The organism is Streptomyces sp. NPDC111520 (assembly GCF_055635295.1).
Map to the genome: position 1 here is coordinate 20,289 of NZ_JBVKBW010000029.1, position 21,338 is coordinate 41,626.

Consider the following 21,338-nt stretch of genomic DNA (forward strand, 5'->3'; position numbering starts at 1 on the left):
TCGCGATTGTCGCCCGCGGGACGCCGTGGCGCGGGTGACACGCTGGGCCGGGGCCTCAGCCCTCCACCGCCCGGTCCACCGGCACGGCCATCACCATGCGGGCACCCCGCGAGGGCACCATGCCCAGCCGCCACGCCTCCCACGGTGTGCCCGGCTCCACTCCGCGCTCCAGCAGCAGGGCGTAGGCCTCCGCGTACTCCTGCAGATCCAGGTCGCGGCCCTCGTACGTGTCGTCGCCCAGCCGGGCGAGCCGTTCACGGGCCTCGGCGGCGCCCTCGCGGGAGAGCAGCGGCAGCAGCGTGCACTGCAGGAAGCGCGCCCACGCCAGGCCGCGCCGGTCGTCCATGCCGGCGAAGAGCCGCTCCGCCTCCCGCACCAGTTCCAGCGCCGCCGGGACCCGGCCGTTGCCGGCGTCGATGACGGCGAGCTCCACACAGGACCAGCCCTCGCCGTGCGGCACCCCGACGCGGTGGAAGTCGGCGCGGGCGTCCTGCAGGAGCTGGCGGGCGAAGCCGCTGTTGCGCAGGTTGCCGGTGAGCGCCGCCCGCTGGTCGCGGGTGACCCGGGCCGAGTGGTGGCGGGCGCAGGCCAGTCCGTAGACGTCGCGCATCCGGCTGAACATGGTGCGGGAGCGCTCCAGGGCCCGCAGGGCCGCGTCCAGCTCGCCGCCCTCCTCCAGCGCCTGGCCGAGGTAGTACAGCGACCAGGCCTCGCCCCGGGCGTCCTCGTTGGCGCGGTGGCGGGTCAGGGCGTCGCGCAGCAGGTGCTGGGCGGCGCCGGCGTCCCCGCGCAGCAGCCGGGCCCGGCCGAGCTGGGTGGCGGTCCAGGCCTCGCCGCGGGGGTCGCGGGTCGCCGTGTAGCACTCGCCCGCGGTACGCAGCTCCGTCTCGCCGCGCTCGGCGTCGCCGAGCCGCAGCAGCAGCTGGCCCAGCTGCAGGTGCGCCCAGGCCTCGCCGTGCACGCTCTCGCTCTCCCGGTGCAGGGTCAGCGACTCGGTCAGCAGCCCGTGCGCCTCCGCCAGCCGGCCGGCGTCGCGCAGCACCGCGGCCAGCGCGTGCTGCGTCCAGGCCCGGTCGGCCCGCAGCTCGTCGCCGGACTGCAGCTCCAGGGCCTCCCGCAGCTTGGCCTCCGCCTCCCGCAGGCCGCCCTGCTGGTGCAGCGTGATGCCGAGGCTGCACAGGGCCCGGGCGGCGCCCGCCGGGTGCTGCGCCTCGAAGTACAGGTCGACCACCGAGGACAGCGTCGAGCGGGCCTTGTCCAGCTCGCCCAGCTGCCGTGCGGCGATGCCGGTGCGCCACTGCACCGAGCGGACCAGCACCGACTGGTCGGCCTCCCGCTGGTGCGCCTGGGCCAGCTCGCTGATCTCGCCCAGCCGGTACAGGTCACCGCGGAGCAGGCAGTAGTCGCACAGCGCGCCGAGCAGGTGCTGCACGACCCGCTGGTCGACGCCCTCGGAGTGCCGCAGCGCCGCGGTGATGAAGCTCGACTCCTCGTCCAGCCAGCGCAGCGCCTGGTCCAGCGAGGGGAAGCCCTGCGGCCCGAAGCGGTCGGCGCGGGTCGAGGTCCGGCCGTCGACGAGCCGGATGACCGCGTCCGCCAGTTCGGCGTAGCTGCGGATCAGCCGCTCCTGGGCGGCCGTCCGCTCGGCCGGGTCCTCCTCGTCCAGCAGGCGGGCGTGCGCGAAGCGCCGTACGAGGTCGTGCAGCCGGTAGCGGCTGCCGCGCACGTGCTCGATGAGCCCGGCCGAGGCCAGCTCGCCCAGCCGCCGGGCGGCCTCCTGCTCCTCCGCACCCAGCAGGGCCGCGGCGGCCGCCGCGCCGAGGCTGGTCCGCCCGGCGAGCGCCAGCCGGCGCAGCAGCCGGCGGGCCGGTTCCGGCTGGTCGTGGTAGCGCAGTGCCAGCGCCCGGTCGACGGGGCCCACCGGCCCGTACGCCGCCAGATCGGCCGCCAGCCGCTCCGCGCCCCGGTCCGGCAGCGAACTGCCCGCGATGCGCAGCGCGAGCGGCAGCCCGCCGCACAGCCGCCGTACGGCGTCGGCGGCGGCGCCGTCCGCCGCCGTGCGGGCCGTGGGCGCGAGCCCGGCCAGCAGCTCCCGCGACGCCTCCGCCCCGAGCGGGTCGACCGGCAGCTCGTACACCCGGGCCGCCGGCACGTCGAGGGCGAACGGTTCCGCCGAGGTCACCAGTACGAGGCTGTCGGAGCGCTCCGGGACCAGGGCGCGGACCTGTTCGGGCCCGGCGGCGTCGTCCAGGACGATGACGACGGGCACGTCGGTGAGGTGCTTCTGGTACTGGTCGGCCAGGCGCCGCAGATGCTGCTCCTGCGAGGTGCGCTCGCGGAACAGCAGCTGTTCGCGGGACGCGCCGAGCCGGTTGAGCAGGTGCAGCAGCGCGTCCCGTACGGGCAGCGGGCGCTCCCCGGGCGCGGCGCCGCGCAGGTCGACGACGCAGGCGCCGCGGAACTGGTCCTTGAGCTGCTGCGCGGCGCGCACCGCGAGCGTGGTGCGGCCCGAACCCGCCTGCCCGTGCAGGACGACCACGACGGGCTCCGAGGCGGGGGAGACCCGCGCCTGGTGCACCCACTGGGCGATCTGCCGCAGCGGGTCCCGGCGCCCCGCGAACGGCCCGTCGGTGGCCGGCAGCTGGGCGAAGGACTGCTCCAGGACGCTGCGGCCGCGCGCCGCGGCGCTGCGGTCGGTGCGGCGCTGCGCCGGCACCTTGGCGGGGGACGTCGCCGCGCGCCGGCGTTCCAGGAACGGCCGTACACCGCGCTGCTCCACGGCCTCCAGCCAGGCCCGGCGCAGGTCCTGCGGCCGGGTGCCGCCGCCACCGGTCGTCAGCGCGGCCGTCACCGCCGCCCCGGCGAGGGCCACCACGCCGCCCACGCCCAGCGCGGTGGACGTCGGCGTGCCCCAGCCGAGGTCCGCCACGCACGCCGCGACGGCGGCGACCGCGGTCACCAGCGCCGGGGTGACCAGCGAGGACCGGCGTCCGGCGCGTTCCGCGGCCAGCGCGGCGGTGTACGCGGCGTACTCGGCGGACGCCTCGGCCGCGATCTCGTCGACCGCGGCCCGTGCCTGCCGCAGCGCCTCCGCATCCTCGCCGGAGCGGTCCCGCCCGCGCCCGGCGACGGCCTGTTCCAGCAGCCGTACCACCTCGGCCCGGTCGGACGTGCTCAGTTGCGTGCCCCGTCGCGGCGTCTGCTTCGTCACCACTGGCCCCCTCGGTAGCCGCCCGCCCCCAAGTGTCCTGCCGAACGCGCCACATCGCGACACCGCGTACGCGGGCGGGAGCGCCCGTCCGTGCCGGGGACGTGCCCGGGACATGCCCGGCACGGGGCCTCCTCCCCGGTCGTGGTTCGGGCTCTTTGCGGCTCATGTCCCCTGGCGCAAAGGTGACTTGTCCTCTGGCCGACAGGTGGAAGTGCTGACCGCCGCCGGTGGCGGGGCCACGCTGTCGCGTCATGACACAGATGAACTACGGACGACGGCCGGGGGCCGGAAGCCCTCGGACGCGATATGCGGCGGCGGCCGCCCTGGCGGCCGTGCTGGCGGGACTGACCGCCGCACCGGGTGCCGCCCAGGGCGCCGAGCGGTCCGGCTCCGCCGTGCGGGGCGAGGCGGCGGCGTCCAGCGCGACGACCCGGCACCACGTCACTTTGATCACCGGCGACCGCGTCACGCTGGAGACGGCCCCGTCGGGCGGGCAGAGCGTCTCCGTCCAACCGGCCCCGGGCCGTGAGCACATCACCTTCGTCAAGCGCCAGAACGGCGACGACTGGTCGGTCGTACCCGTCGACGCGCTGCCCCTGCTCACGGCGGGACGTCTCGACGAGGCGCTGTTCGACGTCTCGGCCCTGGCCAGGGGGAAGTACGCCGAGCAGCCCGGACTGCCGCTCGTCGTCGAGTACGCGGGCGACGCCGGCACCGCCGGGCGCCGGCTCTCCGCGGCCGGCGCCGACGGGGTCCGCACCATCGCCGGGACCTCCTTCGCGACCCTTCGTCAGGACGGCGAGGACGCCGCGGAATTCTGGAAGGGCATCGCCCCCGCCGAAGCGGGCGTCTCGTCCTTCGGCGCGGGCATCCGCCGGGTCTGGCTCGACGGCCGCTCCGAGGTCCGGCTCGACCGGACGGTGCCGCACATCGGCGCGCCGCAGGCCTGGGCGAAGGGTTACCGGGGCGACGGGGTCAAGGTGGCGGTGCTCGACACCGGCTACGACCCGCACCACCCGGACCTCAAGGGCGTCGTCGAGGAGTCCGCGAACTTCACCGCCGAGGCGGACACCGACGACCTGAACGGCCACGGCACCCACGTCACCTCGACCGTCGCCGGTTCCGGCGCGGCCTCCGGGGGCAGCTTCAAGGGGGTCGCGCCCGGTGCGCGGATCCTGTCGGGCAAGGTCTGCGACGCGGGCGGCCAGTGCGACGACTCCGACGTCATCGAGGGCATGGCCTGGGCCGCCGAGCGCGGCGCCAAGGTGATCAGCCTCAGCCTGGGCGACACCGACACCCCGGAGACCGACGCCCTGGAGGCCATGGTCGAGAGCGTCACCCGCGACCACGGCGTCCTGGTCGTGGCGGCGGCCGGCAACAGCGGGCCCGGCAAGGTCGGTTCGCCCGCCTCCGCCGACCGCGCGCTGGCCGTCGGCGCCACCGACCTCGACGACGGACTCGCCCACTTCAGTTCGGTCGGCCCGCGGGTGGGCGACCACGGCCTCAAGCCCGACCTCGTCGCCCCCGGTGTGGGCGTCGTCGCCGCACGGGCGGGCGGTACGACCGCCGAGGACGGCTACACCGCGTTGGACGGCACCTCGATGGCGACGCCGCACGTCGCCGGCGCCGCGGCCATCCTCTTCCAGCAGCACCCCGACTGGACGCCCGACCAGGTCAAGCGGCAGCTGATGCAGTCGACGGCGGCCGGAAAGGAGCGCGGCGCCTACTTCCAGGGCGCGGGCCGGGTCGACGTCGCCCGCGCGGTCGGCCAGCAGGTCACCGCCGGGACCACCGGAGTGGACTTCGGGCAGATCCGCTGGTCCGACGGCCCGCGGCCGCCGGTGGAGAAGACGATCACCTACCGCAACCCGGGAGACGCGCCGGTCACCCTCGGCCTGGCCCTCCACGTCTCCCGCGGCGCGGGCGAGCCCGCACCGCAGGGCCTGTTCCGGCTCGGCGCCGACCAGGTCACCGTGCCCGCCCACGGCACCGCTGACGTCACCGTCACGGCGGCCCCGGAGGCCGCCACGACCTACGCGGCCTACAGCGGCGTGGTCGTCGCGGCCACCGCCGACCGGGCCGTCTCGGTGCGCGTGCCGGTCGGCATGGACGTCGAGCAGCCCTCGGACAGCCTCCGCCTCACCGTGAAGGACCGCTTCGGCAAGGCCCCCGCCCACGCCTACCTGCTGGTCACCGCCGTCGACGGCGAGGTCCGCGAGGTGGAACTGCACGGCAGGACCGGCACCGAGCTGAGGGTGCCGCGCGACGGCAGGACCTACTCCGTGCAGGGCTTCCTCTTCGACGCGGAGTACACCGAGGCCACCGTGGTGGGCGCGCCGAAGGTCGTCATGGGCGCCGACCGGGACGTCGCCATCGACGCCCGGAAGGCGAAGCCCGTCACGGTGTCGGCCCCGAGCCGTTCGGCCCGCATCAAGACGGCCGAGATCGGCACCGTGGGCGCGGACGGTCACCTGTTCTCGATCTCGGTGAACGACGCGATCGGCGGCGACCGCATCCGGAACGTGTACGCCACCGCGACGGCGCCGTCCAAGGGCGCGAAGTTCACCTACCTGGTCAACACCGTCTGGGTCGATCCCGCGGGCGCCGACGGGAACCCCTCCTCGGTCTACTACCTCACCCGGCCGGTGCGCGGGGAGATCCCGGCCGATCCCGGCTACCGTCCCCGCACGTCGGAGCTGGCCACGGTGAAGAGCACCCTCGCCGCCACCGCGCCGGACACCACCGCGTACCGCAGCGTGTGGATGGCCTTCGACAGCCTCCGCTGGGTCCACGGGATGAACGGGCTCCCGCTCCCGGCCCGGCGCGTCGACTACTTCTCGCCCTCCCCGGACCTGCGCTGGCAGAGCGTCTTCGAGCAGAACTTCTTCACCGACCCGGACGCCCACGGGCAGAGCTACCTCAGCCGTCTGCACGGCTACCGGGCCGGAACCGTCGAGGAGCGCTGGAACCAGGGCGTCCAGGCCACGGGCTTCACGCCCGAGGTGATGATCACCTCCCGCGAGGGCGACGCCATGACCTTCGCGATCCAGGACGCCGCCAACGGGAACCTCGACGTGGTGGCAGGAACGACGTCCAGCAGCCGGCCCCGGTGGGAGCTGCGACGCAACGGCGAGGTCGTCTCGACGACCCGGGGCTACGCCACGGTGCCGGCCGACGTCACCCCCGCCGACTACGTCGCCACGTTCGAGCAGGAGCGCGACCTCGTCCCCAGCACCGTCTCCACGCGCCTGAAGTCCGAGTGGCGGTTCCGGTCGCAGACCGCGGCGACCCGCCAGGCGCTGCCGTTGATGGCCGTGCGCATGTCGCCCGAACTGGACGAGTGGAACCGGGCCCGGGCCGGACGCCGCTTCGACATTCCGGCCCTGGTCCAGCGTCCCGTCGGCGCGCCCGAGTCCCCGGTCCGCACCTTCACCGTCGACGTCTCCTACGACGAGGGCAGGACCTGGCACGCGGCGAAGGTCAAGGGCTCCGGGACGGAGCGCACCGTGACCGTGGAGCACCCGCGCCGCTCCGCGGCCGGATCGGTCAGCTTCCGCACCTACGTCAAGGACGCGGCAGGCAACTCCTTCCGGCAGACCGTGATCAAGGCCTACCTGCTCAAGTAGCCGGAGCCTGTGCCGAGGGGCCCGCCGGATCCGTCCGGCGGGCCCCGTACGGCCGTCCGCTCAGAGCCAGTTGCGGCGGGCGGCGTGCCACCCGAGCTGCATGCGGGTGGCGACGCCCGCGAGGTTCATCAGCCCCTGGACGCGCCGCTGGACGGTGCGCTTGCTCACGCGCAGCTGCCCGGCGATCGCCTCGTCGGTCATGCCGGCGACCATCAGGGAGAGCAGGTGCCGGTCGTCCGCGACCGGCATCGCGGGATCCTCGGGGCCGGCGCCGCCGATCTGCCCCTCCTCGGTCACCCGCAGCGGCGCGCCGACCTCCCAGTAGTGCTGGAACAGGTCGATGAGCGCCTCCAGCAGGCTGCTCTCCCGAACCAGCGCCGTCCTGAGCTCCCGGGGACCGGCCGGCGTGCCGGTGGAGGACAACGGCAGGACGGCCAGCGACCGGTCGGCCACCGCCATCCGCAGGGGCAGCCGCGGCACCGCCCGGGCGACCTCGCCGGCGCGCACCCCCCTGACCACGTTGTCCACCGCGCCGGGGTCGTCGAAGTAGGCCTGCTCGTACAGGACCCGGTAGAGCACCCCGCGGCCCAGAGCCTCGTACTCCTCGCGGTTGCTCCCCGCGGGCATGGCCACGTGGTGGGCCTTGCAGAACCACAGCATCTCGTGGCGGACGCCGTCCTGGAGCTGCCGCAGACGCTGCCGCAGCGCGGCCGCGCCGCTGATCACCTCGATCGCCTCCCCCGCCCCCCAGGAACGCGCGCTGCGGCGGTAGGTCTCCACCAGCCCGAGCACGACCGCCCGGTCCTGCTCCAGGGCCTCCGCGTGGCGCTGCAGCCGCGGTACGAGGGCGACCTGCGGCGGGATCACCGCGAACGCGCCGGGGCTCTCCTCCACCGCGTACGCCAGTCCCTTGGCCTCCAGCGAGAGCAGCAGTCGCCCGACCGCCGGGGGGCCGAGGTCGGTGCGTCCCGAGATCTCCTCGGCGGACGCCGACTCGGCGACGAGCAGCAACCGGTACACCTCGGCCTCGGCGCCCGTGAGACCCACCGTCTCCAGCATGTCGTCCCTCTCCCCTCACCGTCCGGCGCTCGATTCCATCAGCACGAACGGTCGTGGACAACGTCCGTTGCCGCGGGCAACCGGGCCCCGTGGCAGGTGGCGGGCGGTGCGCGGCCGTCCCGATCGCCCGGCTGCACGGAAAGAGCGGGGCGCGGCGAGGGTGCGGTGGGTCAGCGACGCCGGGATGGGCAAGGATGGGGTCATGCCGAACCGCCTCGCCGACGCGACGTCGCCGTACCTCCTCCAGCACGCCGACAACCCGGTGGACTGGTGGCCGTGGGGTCCTGAATCGTTCGAGGAGGCGAAACGGCGGAACGTACCCGTCCTGCTGTCGGTCGGCTACTCGTCGTGCCACTGGTGCCACGTCATGGCCCACGAGTCCTTCGAGGACGAGGCGACCGCCGCGTACCTCAACGAGCACTTCGTGTCGGTGAAGGTCGACCGCGAGGAACGCCCCGACGTCGACGCGGTCTACATGGAGGCCGTGCAGGCCGCGACCGGCCACGGCGGCTGGCCGATGACGGTCTTCCTCACGCCGCGGGGCGAGCCGTTCTACTTCGGCACCTACTTCCCGCCCGACCCCCGGCACGGCATGCCCTCCTTCCGGCAGGTGCTGGAGGGCGTCGAGGCGGCGTGGCGCGAGCGGCGCGACGAGGTCGGGTCGGTCGCGGCGAGCATCGTCAAGGACCTGGGCGGACGCTCGCTCGCCCTCGGCGGGACGGCCGCCCCGGGAGAGGAGCAGCTCGCGGCGGCGCTGCTGGGGCTGACCCGGGAATACGACGCCAGGCACGGGGGGTTCGGCGGGGCGCCGAAGTTCCCGTCGTCGATGGCCCTGGAGTTCCTGCTGCGGCACCACGCCCGCACCGGCTCCGAGGGCGCGCTCCAGATGGTGCGGGACACCTGCGAGGCGATGGCCCGCGGCGGCATCTACGACCAGCTCGGCGGCGGCTTCGCGCGCTACTCCGTGGACCGCGAGTGGGTCGTGCCGCACTTCGAGAAGATGCTCTACGACAACGCGCTGCTCTGCCGGGTCTACGCCCACCTGTGGCGGGCCACCGGCTCCGGCCTGGCGCGCCGGGTCGCCCTGGAGACCGCCGACTTCCTCGTCCGCGAACTGCGCACCCCCGAGGGCGGTTTCGCCTCCGCGCTCGACGCCGACAGCGACAAGCCGGACGGCGGCCACGGCGAGGGCGCGTTCTACGTCTGGACGCCCGCGGAGCTGGCGGAGGTCCTCGGCGAGGAGGACGCCGCGCTCGCCGCCGAGTACTTCGGGGTGACCGGGGACGGCACCTTCGAGGAGGGCGCGTCGGTGCTGCAGCTCCCGGCCGACAGGGGCTTCGCGGACGCCGAACGGATCGCCTCGGTGCGCGGGCGGCTGTTCACCGCCCGCGAGGGGCGGCCCCGCCCCGGCCGCGACGACAAGGTCGTCGCCGCCTGGAACGGGCTGGCGATCGCCGCGCTGGCCGAGACCGGGGCGTACTTCGAACGGCCGGACCTCGTCGCGGCCGCCGTCGAGGCCGCGGACCTGCTGGTGCGGGTCCACATGGACGAGCACGGCCGGCTCGCCCGCACCTCGCGGGCCGGCACGGTGGGCGCCAACGCCGGTGTGCTGGAGGACTACGCCGACGTCGCGGAGGGCTTCCTCACGCTCGGCGGGGTGACCGGCGAGGGCGTGTGGCTGGACCTCGCGGGGCTCCTGCTGGACTCCGTGCTGCGGCACTTCACCGGTGAGGACGGCACGCTCTTCGACACCGCCGACGACGCCGAGACGCTGATCCGCCGCCCGCAGGACCCCACGGACAACGCCGCCCCCTCGGGCTGGACGGCCACGGCCGGCGCGCTGCTGTCGTACGCCGCGTACACCGGTTCGTCGCGCCACCGCGAGGCCGCCGAGCGGGCGTTGGGCGTCGTGGGCGCCCTCGGCGGCCGGGTGCCGCGGTTCATCGGCTGGGGGCTGGCGGTCGCCGAGGCGGCGCTCGACGGCCCGCGCGAGGTCGCCGTGGTCGGCCCGGCGGGCGACCCCGGCACGGCCGCACTGCACCGCACCGCGCTGCTGGGCACCGCCCCCGGCGCGGTGGTCGCCGTGGGGGAGCCCGGATCCGCCGAGTACGCCCTCCTCGACGGCCGCCCGCTGCTCGACGGCCGCCCCGCGGCCTACGTCTGCCGCCACTTCGTCTGCGCGGCCCCGACCGCGGACCCGCAGGCCCTCGCGGAGCAGCTGGGCGGCCACTGAGGGCCGTTCCGGCCCGTCCGCGCCGACGCGGACGGCCGCACCCGGTCGTGCGGGGTGGTCTACCCGGACCCGGGGAAGGCCGCTGGCGCGGCGCCCGTCCGGCGCCGGCGCCGGGACCGCGGGCCCGGTCCGGGGCGGTGACGGTGCATGCGCGGCGCCCGGCGGGCTCGCGCGGGCCGGAGGGCGCCGCACGCCAACCGGGCGCTGGGTCCACCTGGGCGCGGCGGGGACGGGGCCCGCCGCACGTTCCGCTTCCGGCGGCGCCCGCCCTAGCGGCCGAGGTGGGCCGCGAGCAGTGCCAGCGCGCGGTCCAGGACGGCGTCGAGGTCGGCAGCGCCGTCCGAGTCGAGCCAGTGGAGGACGGCCTCTGACCAGGCCCCGACCAGCGCCCCGACGACGACCCGGATCTCGAAGTCGTCCTCGGGGCGCCCGAGGCGCTCGGCGGTGACGGCGGCCAGCAGCCGGCCCGACTCCTGGATGTTCTCGCCCACGCGGGCGCGGACGGCGGGCACCGAGCACACCAGGCGCAGCCTTTGCCGCGTCTCCTCGTACGCGCCCTCGTCGGCGGGCCTGCCGCGCAGTGGCCCCGGCAGCGCGTGCCGCAGCGACGTGACGAGGGGTTCCCCGGGCGGGCGGGCACGCAGTTCGGCCACCGTGACGGGGCCGTACGCGTCGCAGAGGACGATGTCCTCCTTGGTGGGGAAGTACCGGAAGACCGTGCTGGCCGACACCTCGGCCGCGTCCGCGATCTGCTCGACGGTGGTGCCGTCGTACCCCTGCGCCTCGAAGAGCCGGTAGGCGGCGCGGCGGATGGAGCGCCGGGTCCGGATCTTCTTGCGCTCGCGCAGGCCCGGTGCGGTCGGTACGGTCACGCCGTCATTGTCGTGCACCGACGGCGGGCGGGGCCCCCGCGGAACCCGGGGCGGCCGCACGGAGGCGGTCCGGTAGCCGCTGTCGGATGACAGCGGCTGTCAACGGGGACCGGCTGTCACCCCGGGTCCGCGCGCGGGCCCCGCGGACGGGCTACGCGTGGTTGTAGGCCACCAGCGAGATCCCGACGTAGTGGACGATGAACGCGGCCAGCGTGAACGAGTGGAAGACCTCGTGGAAGCCGAAGAAGCGCGGCGAGGGGTTGGGCCGCTTGGTGCCGTAGACGACGGCTCCGATGCTGTAGAGCAGGCCGCCCACGACGATCAGGACGAGCACGGCGATGCCGCCGTGCTGCAGGAAGTCGGGCAGGAAGAAGACCGCCGCCCAGCCGAGCGCGATGTAGCAGGGCGTGTAGAGCCAGCGTGGCGCGCCCACCCAGAAGACCCGGAACGCGATGCCGGCGAGGGCGCCGGCCCACACCAGCCAGAGCAGGATCTCCTGCTTGCCGTCCGGCAGCAGCAGGAGCGTGAAGGGCGTGTAGGTCCCCGCGATGATCAGGAAGATGTTCGCGTGGTCCAGCCGGCGCAGCACCGCCGAGGCCCGGGGGCCCCAGTCGCCGCGGTGGTAGAGCGCGCTCACACCGAAGAGCGCGCAGGCCGTGAGGGTGAACACCGCGCAGGCGATCCGCCCGCGGGTGCTCTCGGCGAAGGCGGTCAGGACCACCCCGGCGACGAGGACGGCGGGGAACATCCCGGCATGGAGCCACCCCCTCAGCTTGGGCTTCAAGGGGGCGGCGGCGGATGCGAGTTCTTCAAGGGCGGCGGGCACAACGGGAGTCTCGTCCACGGAGCTCATGAAATCAATGCTACCTACGGTTGCGTAGGTTACCGATCCGTAGTAGGCGGTGTCGCCGGGCGTTGGGAGTGGCGATGCTCACCCCACGCGCCCTGGACAGATCGCGTTTCCTGTCCTGATACTCATATGAGTGCGGACGGCACCGGATGAGCATCCCACGACAGCAGCGTCCGGGTCGCAGCCCCCAAGGGGCCGACAACAACACCCTCGGAATCTGACGCCAGGTGAGTGCACACCGGGCGGAACGGAGCGATCGTGGCGCGCGTCAATGCGGCTCCCACCAATCACCAGGACCTGATCGCATGGGTCGGCGAGATCGCCGAGCTGACCCGGCCGGACGAGATCGTGTGGTGCGACGGCTCCGAGGAGGAGTACCAGCGCCTCGCGGACGGGCTCGTCTCGAAGGGCACCTTCAAGAAGCTCGACCCGATCAAGCGCCCCAACTCGTACTACGCCGCCTCCGACCCGACCGACGTCGCTCGTGTCGAGGACCGCACCTTCATCTGCTCCGAGGAGGAGCAGGACGCCGGCCCCACCAACCACTGGAAGGCCCCCGCCGAGATGCGGGAGATCTTCAGCGGTGAGAAGGGGCTGTTCCGCGGCGCGATGCGGGGCCGCACCATGTACGTCGTCCCGTTCTGCATGGGCCCGCTCGGCTCCGAGCTGTCCGCGATCGGCGTGGAGATCACCGACTCCGCGTACGTCGCCACCGCCATGCGGACCATGACGCGCATGGGCCAGGACGTGCTCGACGAGCTCGGCGAGGACGGCTTCTTCGTCAAGGCCGTGCACTCCGTCGGCGCCCCGCTGGAGCCCGGCCAGGAGGACGTCCCGTGGCCGTGCAACTCCACCAAGTACATCTCGCACTTCCCCGAGAGCCGTGAGATCTGGTCCTACGGCTCCGGCTACGGCGGCAACGCCCTGCTCGGCAAGAAGTGCTACGCGCTGCGCATAGCCTCGGTCATGGCCCGCGACGAGGGCTGGCTGGCCGAGCACATGCTCGTCCTCAAGCTCACCCCGCCGCGCGGTGGGGCCGAGGCCATCAAATACGTGGCCGCCGCCTTCCCGAGCGCCTGCGGCAAGACCAACCTCGCCATGCTGGAGCCGACCATCCCCGGCTGGACCGTGGAGACCATCGGCGACGACATCGCCTGGATGCGCTTCGGCGAGGACGGCCGCCTGTACGCGATCAACCCCGAGGCGGGCTTCTTCGGCGTCGCGCCGGGCACCGGCGAGCACACCAACGCCAACGCCATGAAGACCCTGTGGGGCAACTCGGTCTTCACCAACGTCGCCCTCACCGACGACAACGACGTCTGGTGGGAGGGCATGACCGAGGAGCTGCCGGCCCACCTCACGGACTGGAAGGGCAACTCCTGGACGCCCGGGTCCGGGACCCCGGCCGCCCACCCCAACGCCCGCTTCACCGTCCCCGCCGCGCAGTGCCCGACCATCGCGCCGGAGTGGGAGGACCCCAAGGGCGTGCCGATCTCGGCCATCCTGTTCGGCGGCCGCCGCGCCTCGGCCGTGCCGCTGGTGACCGAGTCCTTCGACTGGCAGCACGGTGTCTTCCTCGGTGCCAACGTCGCCTCCGAGAAGACCGCCGCCGCCGAGGGCAAGGTCGGCGAGCTGCGCCGCGACCCCTTCGCGATGCTGCCCTTCTGCGGCTACAACATGGGCGACTACTTCGGCCACTGGGTCGAGCTCGGCCAGAAGCACGACGCCGACAAGCTGCCGAAGATCTACTACGTGAACTGGTTCCGCAAGGACGCGGACGGCCGGTTCGTGTGGCCGGGCTTCGGCGAGAACAGCCGGGTGCTGAAGTGGATCGTCGAGCGCCTGAACGGCCAGGCCGAGGGCGTGCGGACCCCGATCGGCGTGCTGCCGGCCGAGGGCTCCCTGGACACCGCCGGCCTGGACATCTCCCAGGAGGACCTCGACCTGCTGCTCTCGGTCGACGTCGAGACCTGGCGGCACGAGGCCTCCCTGATCCCCTCCCACCTGGAGACCTTCGGCGACCACACGCCCAAGGAGCTGTGGGACGAGTACCGGTCCCTGGTCGAGCGCCTCGGCTAGACCGGCACGGATCCCCCGGGAATCCGGGCGGTCCGGCTCTCCCCGCGCGTGCGGCGCGGGCGGGCGGCCCGGCGGTAGGCCCGGCCCGGTCGTGGGAACCGCGACCCTGACCGTCACCCCACGGGCGGACCGCGCCGACCCTCACACCGGGGGCCGGGACCGGAGGTCACGACCTCCGGTCCCGGCCCCCGGGCTAGGCGGCTGCGGTGTGGACCGCGATGTGGCGCTCGGCGAGCGCCACGGCCTCCGCGTTCTGACGTGACTCGGCGACCACCAGGGCCCGGCCGGCGAGCGCGCGCGCCCTCCGGTGCAGGGCCGCCACGCGGGCCGCCTCCGCGTGGCCCTGTCCGGCCGCAGCCGGGGAGATCCGCAGCGGGGGACGCCCGTGGTGCAGGCCCGCCACGGCCTCGGCGAGCTGCTCCGCGGCACGGTCGAGCTCGGGACAGGGCTCCAGCGCCCGCAGCTCGTCGGTGACGGTCAGCAGGGCGGCGAGGTGTCCGGCGAGCTGGAGGTCCAGCTCCTCGTCACGACTGCGTCGCGGAAGGGTGGGCGCCACCGCCGTATGGACCGATTTGGTGCGGATCGGTTCGTACATGGATGCACTCCTCCTGCAAACAGGAGTACATCCTACCTTGGACTCAGTCTAAGGAGGGAGTGTTTCGACGTATCGGCCGCACCGGCCGCGGGTCACGGCTGCCCGTAGCCGTCCAGGAAGCGCGCGATCCGGCCCACCGCGTCCGCCAGATCCTCCTTCGCCGGCAGCGTGACCAGGCGGAAGTGGTCCGGCTCCGGCCAGTTGAAACCGGTGCCCTGCACCACCAGGATCCGCTCGGCCCGCAGCAGGTCCAGCACCATCTGCTGGTCGTCCTTGACCTTGTAGACCTTCGGGTCCAGCCGCGGGAACGCGTACAGCGCGCCCTTCGGCCGTACGCAGGTGACCCCGGGGATCTGCGTCAGCAGCCCGTACGCCACGTCCCGCTGCTCGGCCAGCCGGCCGCCCGGCAGCACCAGGTCCTTGATCGACTGGCGGCCGCCCAGTGCCGTGGCCACCGCGTGCTGGGCCGGCACGTTGGCGCACAGGCGCATGTTCGCCAGGATGGTCAGGCCCTCGAGGTAGCTGGTCGCGTGCTCCTTCGGGCCGCACACCGCGAGCCAGCCGCTGCGGTAGCCCGCCACCCGGTACGCCTTCGACAGCCCGTTGAAGGTGAGCGTCAGCAGGTCGGGGGCGATCGCCGCGGTCGGGGTGTGGGTCACGCCGTCGTAGAGGATCTTGTCGTAGATCTCGTCCGAGCAGACGATCAGGTTGTGCCGGCGGGCGATGTCGGTCAGCTGGCGCAGCAGCTCGTCGTCGTAGACCGCGCCCGTCGGGTTGTTCGGGTTGATGATCACCAGGGCCTTCGTGCGGTCGGTGATCTTGCGCTCGATGTCGGCGAGGTCGGGGAACCAGTCCGCCTGCTCGTCGCAGCGGTAGTGGACCGGGGTGCCGCCCGACAGCGAGACCGCGGCCGTCCACAGCGGGTAGTCGGGCGCCGGGATCAGCACCTCATCGCCGTCGTCCAGCAGCGCCTGCATCGACATCTGGATCAGCTCGGAGACGCCGTTGCCGAGGTAGACGTCCTCGACGTCCAGCTCGATGCCCTTGGTCTGGTAGTGCTGCATGACCGCGCGCCGCGCCGGGAGGATGCCCTTGGAGTCCCCGTAGCCGTGCGCGCCGCCGAGGGAGCGCAGCATGTCCTCCAGGATCTCCGGGGGGCACTCGAAGCCGAAGGCGGCGGGATTGCCGGTGTTCAGCTTCAGGATGCGGTGACCTGCCGCCTCCAGCCGCATGGCCTCCTCCAGCACGGGGCCGCGGATGTCGTAGCAGACGTTGGAGAGCTTCGTGGACTGGATCACCTGCATGCCCGTGAGCTTACGGCCACGTACCCCGGACCGCCCCGTGTTCTTGGCCACGTATGCGCCGAATGGTGACGTGCCGCTACTCTCGCCGCATGTTCTCGTTACTCAACGACGAACCCGTCGCCAGTGCCGACGACGACCTCCTCGGCGCGGGGCGCGCCGCGCGGCAACTCGCCCGGCTGCTCCTCGACTCGCGCGGATCCACCCCGTTCACCCTCGCCGTCGACGCCGGCTGGGGGACGGGCAAGAGCAGCCTGATGCGCCTGCTCGACGCCGAGCTCCGGGGCGCCGCCGACGTCCACACCGTCTGGTACAACGCCTGGACCTCTCGCGGTGCCGACGCCCTGGAAGGCCTGATCAAGTCCGTCCTGACGCAGTTCGACCGCCGGCTGCTGCGTCGTGCCCTGCACCGCGCGACCGAGCACCGTGCCCTGCTGCGGACCCTGCGCGCCGCGGCCACGCTGCTCGCCGGACCGCTCGGTGGGGCGGGCCTGGTCGACGAGCTGTGGCGCAGCCTCTCCGTCAACGCGCAGGCCCGCAACGAGATGCGCGACGCCCTGCGGGACCTGGCGACGCAGTGGGCCGACACCGGCGAGCACGCGCCGCGCCGGCTGCTCGTCGTCTTCATCGACGACCTCGACCGCTGCGCCGAGGAGACCGTGCTCGCCGTCTGCGAGGCCGTCAAGGTCTACCTCGATGTTCCCGGGGTGGCCTTCGTCATCGGATGCGACCGCTCCGCGCTGTCCCCGGGCGGCCTGCTCGGCGACCTGTCCCCGGCGGGCTCCGCCTTCATGGAGAAGGTCTTCCAGACCAACTACCGCGTACCGCCCCCCGAGGACATCGAGGGATACGTGCGCGGATGCGCCGAACGGGCCGGCATCGGCGCGCTCCTCGACGACACGCACGTCAACCTGCTCGCCGAACGCACCGGGGGCAATCCACGCCGCGTCAAGAGGCTGCTCAACGGGTTCGTCCTGGAGGCCGGACTCAACCCCGTCTGGCAGGACTTCGGGCCCGAGGTCATGCTCCGCATGCTTCTGCTGCAGTACCTGTACGGCGACTTCCACGGCGTGCTGGTCGGCGGACGCGGCAACGACGCGATCCAGGAGTTCCTGGACTACCGGGCGGTACGGCGTCTGCTGCGCTCGCCCGCGGTCCCCACCGGCCAGGGCGACGCACTGGTGCGCCGCCTCCTCACCGAGCACGAGGTGCCGCTCGCCGCCGACCCCGGACCGGAGGAGCGCGCCCGGGTCCTGGCCGAACTGGAACGGCAGCTCCCCCCGTCCTTCCCGGTGCTGGTTGTGGACCGCGCGTTCACCTCCCTCGTCGACGACCTCGTCCGCATGCCCGAGGCCGCCGACCTGATCCACCGCCTGCGACGCTCCCCTCTGGCCACCGTGATCACGACGGTCGACCTGGACCAGGCCGTCTCGCAGGCCGCACCCGAGCCTCCCCGGGCTCCGGAGGACGGCCCGTACACCGGGCTGCGCGTGCTGTGGATCGACGACAACCCCGGGACCGTCGCCACCGAGGTTCGGGCGCTGCGGCACAAGGGCGCCGAGGTCGAGGTCGTCGAGGACCGTGCCGGTGCGGAGGAGCGGTTGCGGCTCGCCGTCCCGGACCTGCTGATCTCCGACATCGAACGCCACGGCGACCCGGAGGCGGGCTTCACCGACCTCGAGCACCTGGGCGGCACCGGCCGCTACACCGGCCCCGCGCTCTTCTACGCGGGCTGGGTCGCCCCGGAGCGCGAGGAGCGCGCGCGCCGGGCCGGCGCCCTCGGCCTCGTCTGTGAACCCGCTGCGCTGCGCGACCTCATCGACCACGTCCTGCGGCAGCCCGACTCCGCACCGAGCGTCCCGCCAGGACGTCCGTCCGGCGGCCGTCCTCGATGACGAACCGCCCGTCGACGAGGACGTACGGGATGCCGGTGGGCAGCCTGCGCGGCGCTGCGAACGTCGCGCCCGCGGCCACCGTCCCCGGGTCGAAGAGCACCAGGTCGGCGCGGTGGCCCTCGCGGACCAGGCCGCGGTCGGACAGGCCCAGCCGGGCCGCGGGGCGTCCGGTCAGGTGCGCGACGCACTCCTCCAGGCCGAGCACGCCGAGCTCGCGCACGTAGCGGCCCAGGTAGTGCGGGAACGTGCCGTACGCGCGGGGGTGCGGCTTGTCGCCCACCAGCAGGCCGTCGCTGCCGCCGGTGTGCACCCGGTGCCGCATGATCGCCCGGACGTTCTCCTCGTGGCCCACGTGCTGCAGGATCGTCGTGCCCAGGCGGTCCTCCAGCAGAAGGCGGCGCGCGGTGGCGAAGTCCGGGACGCGGCGGCCCACATGGCCCGCGAGGGAGGGCTCGCGCACCCCGGACACCTCCAGCGTCCGCCACTCCACGGGCACGCCGTGGCAGCCGTCCGAGCCCTCCACCTCCATCGCGTGCCGGATGCGCTCCGCCTGCACGTCGTCCCGGAGCCGGGCGAGTGTCGCCTCCGGGCCGCCCTCCGTCGCCCAGCTCGGCAGGGTCGCCGCGAGCGTCGTGCAGCCCGGCAGATACGGGTACGTGTCGAGGGTGATGTCCGCGCCCGCCGCCAGGGCCTCGTCCAGCAGCGCCAGCAGCTCCGGGGCGCGGCCCTCGTTCACCCCGAAGTTCATCGTCGCGTGCGCCAGGTGCAGGGCGCAGCCGGCCTCGCGGGTCACCGCGATCATCTCGGCGTACGCCTCCAGCGCGCCCGCGCCGTAACTGCGGTGGTGCGGGCAGTAGTAGCCCCCGTGGGCCGCCACGACCCGGCACAGCTCGGTGAGTTCGGCATCCGAGGCGTACATCCCCGGGGTGTACGTCAGCCCCGACGACATCCCCACGGCGCCCTGCGCCAGGCCCTCGGCGACCAGCCCCCGCATCCGGTCCAGCTCCGCCGGGGTCGCCGGGCGGTCCTCCCACCCCACGGCCAGCATCCGCACGGTGCCCTGCGGGACCAGGTACGCGGCGTTCACGGCGATGCCCCGGTCCAGCCGGTCCAGGTACTCGCCGACGCTGCGCCAGTCGTACTCCAGGCCCTCGGGGTCGCCGTTCCACCCCGCGAGCTGGCTGCGCAGCCCGGCCAGGGTCCGGTCGTCCACGGGCGCGTACGACAGGCCGTCCTGGCCCAGCACCTCCAGGGTCACGCCCTGCGCCGTCTTCGCCTCGTGCGCGGGGTCCGTGAGCAGGGCGAGATCGCTGTGGGCGTGCATGTCGATGAAGCCGGGGGCGAGCACGAGGCCCCGCGCGTCGAGCGTCCGTTGTGCGTCGCGCACCGTCCCGATCTCCGTGATGCGGCCGTCCTCGATGCGGACGTCCGCCCGGTACGCCGGGGTGCCCCCGGTCCCGTCCACGACGGTCGCACCCCGAATCGCCAACTCCATGCGGGCGTCTCCTTTGTGCCGGCTGTGTTTGTGTTGCGGCCCGTTGCTTGTGTGCGGGTCGTTTGCGCCTGCGGTCGGCTGCGCCGGGCTGCCCCGTGCTGCCCCGTTGTTGCGTGCGGGTCCATTGCGCCTGCGGCGGGCTGTCTCCCACCCTCCCGCCCTCCCCCAGCCTTCGGCCGGGGGGACCCCCATCCGGCATGGTTGGTGCGGGCTTGCGCGCGTGCGTTGGGTGGGCCGGGGGCGGGGCCTCCGGGGTGGGCATTCTGTACCGCATATTTATGTGCATGACGGGCACCACTCGTCGGTGCCGTCGCTGCCGCACATCACATACACGTCGGCGTCCAGAACGCCCACCCTCCCCCAGCCTTCGGCCGGGGGTGCCCCCAACTCCCCCACCCCCTCCGTATCGACGGCGACCATCGGCCGGTGCGGGGTGCGAAGGCGGTCCGGGGTTGCCGCACGTGCCCATCTGACCCCCCACCGGCGGTTGTGCGCGCAAACCGGCCGGAGGGGGTGTGGCGGGGTGCGCCCATGGGGGTCCCCCCGGCCGAAGGCTGGGGGAGACGAGCGGTGAACGCGGTGCCGAATGATGTGGGGGTAAACCGCGAGCGTTCTGGGGGTCCCCCCGGCCGAAGGCTGGGGGAGTGCGCCGGCGCGGCCCCGACCCCACCACAACGTGCGCAGGCCCGCACCAATCGCGCCGGGCAATCGGGAGGGCGGGTGGGGGAGAAACCCAACATCAACCACGACGGCGCCGCACACAACAACCCACCGGGCACCCCGCACAACGGCGCCGCACACAACAACCCACCGGGGTCAGAAGAACGTACGGACGAAGTCCGTGACGACCCCACCCGCGTCCACGACAGGGATCAGCTGCCACTTGTCGAACGCCGTGCACGGATGCGACACCCCCAGCCCCACCCAGTCGCCGACCGCCAGGTCCCGCGCCCCGGGGGCGACGTCCACGAACGCGTGCTGGTCGGCGAGCTTCGTGACCGTCAGCCCGGCCGCCGGGACGGCGGAACCGTCGGCGCGGCGCACGACCTGCGGCACCGGGAGGTCGAGGTCGTACGGCGCGTCGCGCTTGCCCGCGTTGAGGAGGGCGAGCCCGGGCTCGGGCCGGGAGAGCACCTGGGTCCACAACCGGAACGCCGGTTCGAGCGACCCCTGCGCGGGGATGCGCTCGCGGAACGGCGTCAGATCCCGGTAGTGGACGTCGTCGTGGGTGACGTACGCCCCGGACCGCAGCAGCCGCAACACCGGCAGGGACAGTTCCCCGAGCGTCCCGAACGCGTCCGCCACCGCGTCGAACCACTCGCTGCCGCCCGCGCTCACCACGATCTCCCCGGCCCCGGCGAACCTCCCGGCCGCGTCGAACGTGCGGGCCAGCGCGACGAGTCCGGCGAGCCACGCGCGCGGGTCCGGCGCCGCCGCCTCGTAGCCCGCTACGCCGACGAGCCGCAGGTGGCGGGCCGCGGCGACCGCGTCGGCGACGCGCGCCGCCTCCGCCGTGCCGCGCACGCCCGTGCGTCCCCCCTCCGCGCCGAGTTCGACGACGACGTCCACGGCCTCCGTCAGGGCCGCGTCCATCAGCTCCACCCCGCGCACGGAGTCCACGTAGCAGACGAAGCGGAAGTCCGGGGCGCCCGCGAGTTCGGCGGACAGCCAGCGCAGCGCGGCCGCGTCGACGAGTTCGTTGGCGAGGAAGACGCGCCGGACGCCGAACGCCCGGTAGACCCGGACCTGGTGCGGGGTGGCCGCGGTGATGCCCCACGCGCCGTGCTCGAGCTGGCGGGCGAAGAGCTGCGGGGCCATGGAGGTCTTGCCGTGCGGCGCGAAGGCGAGGCCGTGCCGGCCGGCCCAGCCGGCGAGCTGGGTGAGGTTGTGCTCCAGGGCGGACTCGGAGAGCGTGAGCAGCGGGGTGGTGAATCCGCCGTCGAAGACGGTGCGGCGCTGGGCGGCGAGTTCGCCGACGGTCAGCCCGTCCGCGTCCGGCGGGAGCCCCTTGAAGCGGTGGTCCACCCGCTCCCGTTGCAGCTCGTCGATGCCCGTGACCTGGTCCATCCCGCCTCCGTCCACGGCCCGTTGCAATATGTGCAACGGTCGTTGCGTGTTGTGT

General features: G+C 73.9%; 12 protein-coding genes. 4 read left to right on the forward strand and 8 right to left on the reverse strand.

The genetic code is table 11. The annotated features are described in order from the left end of the window. Positions 1-55: 55 nt before the first annotated feature. Positions 56-3,214, reverse strand: a complete 3,159-nt coding sequence (locus ACZ7MY_RS39220; RefSeq protein ID WP_499610140.1) for a tetratricopeptide repeat protein — start codon at positions 3,212-3,214, stop codon at positions 56-58. 248 nt (positions 3,215-3,462) lie between these two features. Between ACZ7MY_RS39220 and ACZ7MY_RS39225 the strand changes: the two genes are divergently transcribed. After that, positions 3,463-6,837 (forward strand): S8 family serine peptidase, encoded by a 3,375-nt coding sequence (locus ACZ7MY_RS39225; protein ID WP_499610143.1) that lies wholly within the window; start codon positions 3,463-3,465, stop codon positions 6,835-6,837. A 60-nt stretch (positions 6,838-6,897) separates the two neighbouring features. Here the strand turns inward: ACZ7MY_RS39225 and ACZ7MY_RS39230 are convergent, their stop codons facing one another. Then, entirely contained in the window at positions 6,898-7,896 is a 999-nt protein-coding gene (locus tag ACZ7MY_RS39230; RefSeq protein ID WP_499610144.1) for a helix-turn-helix domain-containing protein, read from the reverse strand. Between the two features lie 202 nt (positions 7,897-8,098). Here ACZ7MY_RS39230 and ACZ7MY_RS39235 point away from each other — a divergent pair, with 202 nt between their 5' ends. Next, positions 8,099-10,129, forward strand: a complete 2,031-nt coding sequence (locus tag ACZ7MY_RS39235; RefSeq protein WP_499610146.1) for a thioredoxin domain-containing protein — start codon at positions 8,099-8,101, stop codon at positions 10,127-10,129. A 269-nt stretch (positions 10,130-10,398) separates the two neighbouring features. Here ACZ7MY_RS39235 and ACZ7MY_RS39240 read toward each other — a convergent pair whose 3' ends face one another. Both ACZ7MY_RS39240 and trhA read right to left on the reverse strand, forming a co-directional pair. After that, positions 10,399-11,001, reverse strand: coding sequence for a TetR/AcrR family transcriptional regulator (locus ACZ7MY_RS39240; RefSeq protein ID WP_499610149.1), 603 nt, complete (start codon positions 10,999-11,001; stop codon positions 10,399-10,401). Positions 11,002-11,152: 151 nt separating this feature from the next. Beyond that, a complete protein-coding gene (trhA, locus tag ACZ7MY_RS39245; protein ID WP_499610151.1) occupies positions 11,153-11,854 on the reverse strand; it encodes a PAQR family membrane homeostasis protein TrhA in 702 nt (233 codons plus the stop codon). Positions 11,855-12,109: 255 nt separating this feature from the next. Here trhA and ACZ7MY_RS39250 point away from each other — a divergent pair, with 255 nt between their 5' ends. Then, a complete protein-coding gene (locus ACZ7MY_RS39250) occupies positions 12,110-13,930 on the forward strand; it encodes a phosphoenolpyruvate carboxykinase (GTP) (protein WP_499610154.1) in 1,821 nt (606 codons plus the stop codon). A 193-nt stretch (positions 13,931-14,123) separates the two neighbouring features. Here the strand turns inward: ACZ7MY_RS39250 and ACZ7MY_RS39255 are convergent, their stop codons facing one another. Together ACZ7MY_RS39255 and ACZ7MY_RS39260 are read right to left on the reverse strand one after the other, a co-directional pair. After that, positions 14,124-14,525, reverse strand: coding sequence for an SCO4983 family protein (locus ACZ7MY_RS39255; RefSeq protein WP_499610156.1), 402 nt, complete (start codon positions 14,523-14,525; stop codon positions 14,124-14,126). A gap of 92 nt (positions 14,526-14,617) precedes the next feature. After that, a complete protein-coding gene (locus ACZ7MY_RS39260; protein ID WP_499610158.1) occupies positions 14,618-15,829 on the reverse strand; it encodes a pyridoxal phosphate-dependent aminotransferase in 1,212 nt (403 codons plus the stop codon). 89 nt (positions 15,830-15,918) lie between these two features. Here ACZ7MY_RS39260 and ACZ7MY_RS39265 point away from each other — a divergent pair, with 89 nt between their 5' ends. Next, positions 15,919-17,721 (forward strand): P-loop NTPase fold protein, encoded by a 1,803-nt coding sequence (locus tag ACZ7MY_RS39265; RefSeq protein ID WP_499610161.1) that lies wholly within the window; start codon positions 15,919-15,921, stop codon positions 17,719-17,721. Here the strand turns inward: ACZ7MY_RS39265 and ACZ7MY_RS39270 are convergent. Together ACZ7MY_RS39270 and ACZ7MY_RS39275 are read right to left on the reverse strand one after the other, a co-directional pair. Next, entirely contained in the window at positions 17,642-19,216 is a 1,575-nt protein-coding gene (locus ACZ7MY_RS39270; RefSeq protein ID WP_499610162.1) for an N-acyl-D-amino-acid deacylase family protein, read from the reverse strand. The genes ACZ7MY_RS39265 and ACZ7MY_RS39270 overlap by 80 nt on opposite strands. 816 nt (positions 19,217-20,032) lie before the next feature. Then, complete coding sequence (locus ACZ7MY_RS39275) at positions 20,033-21,283, reverse strand: alanine racemase (RefSeq protein ID WP_499610164.1); 1,251 nt, start codon at positions 21,281-21,283, stop codon at positions 20,033-20,035. Positions 21,284-21,338 lie beyond the last annotated feature (55 nt).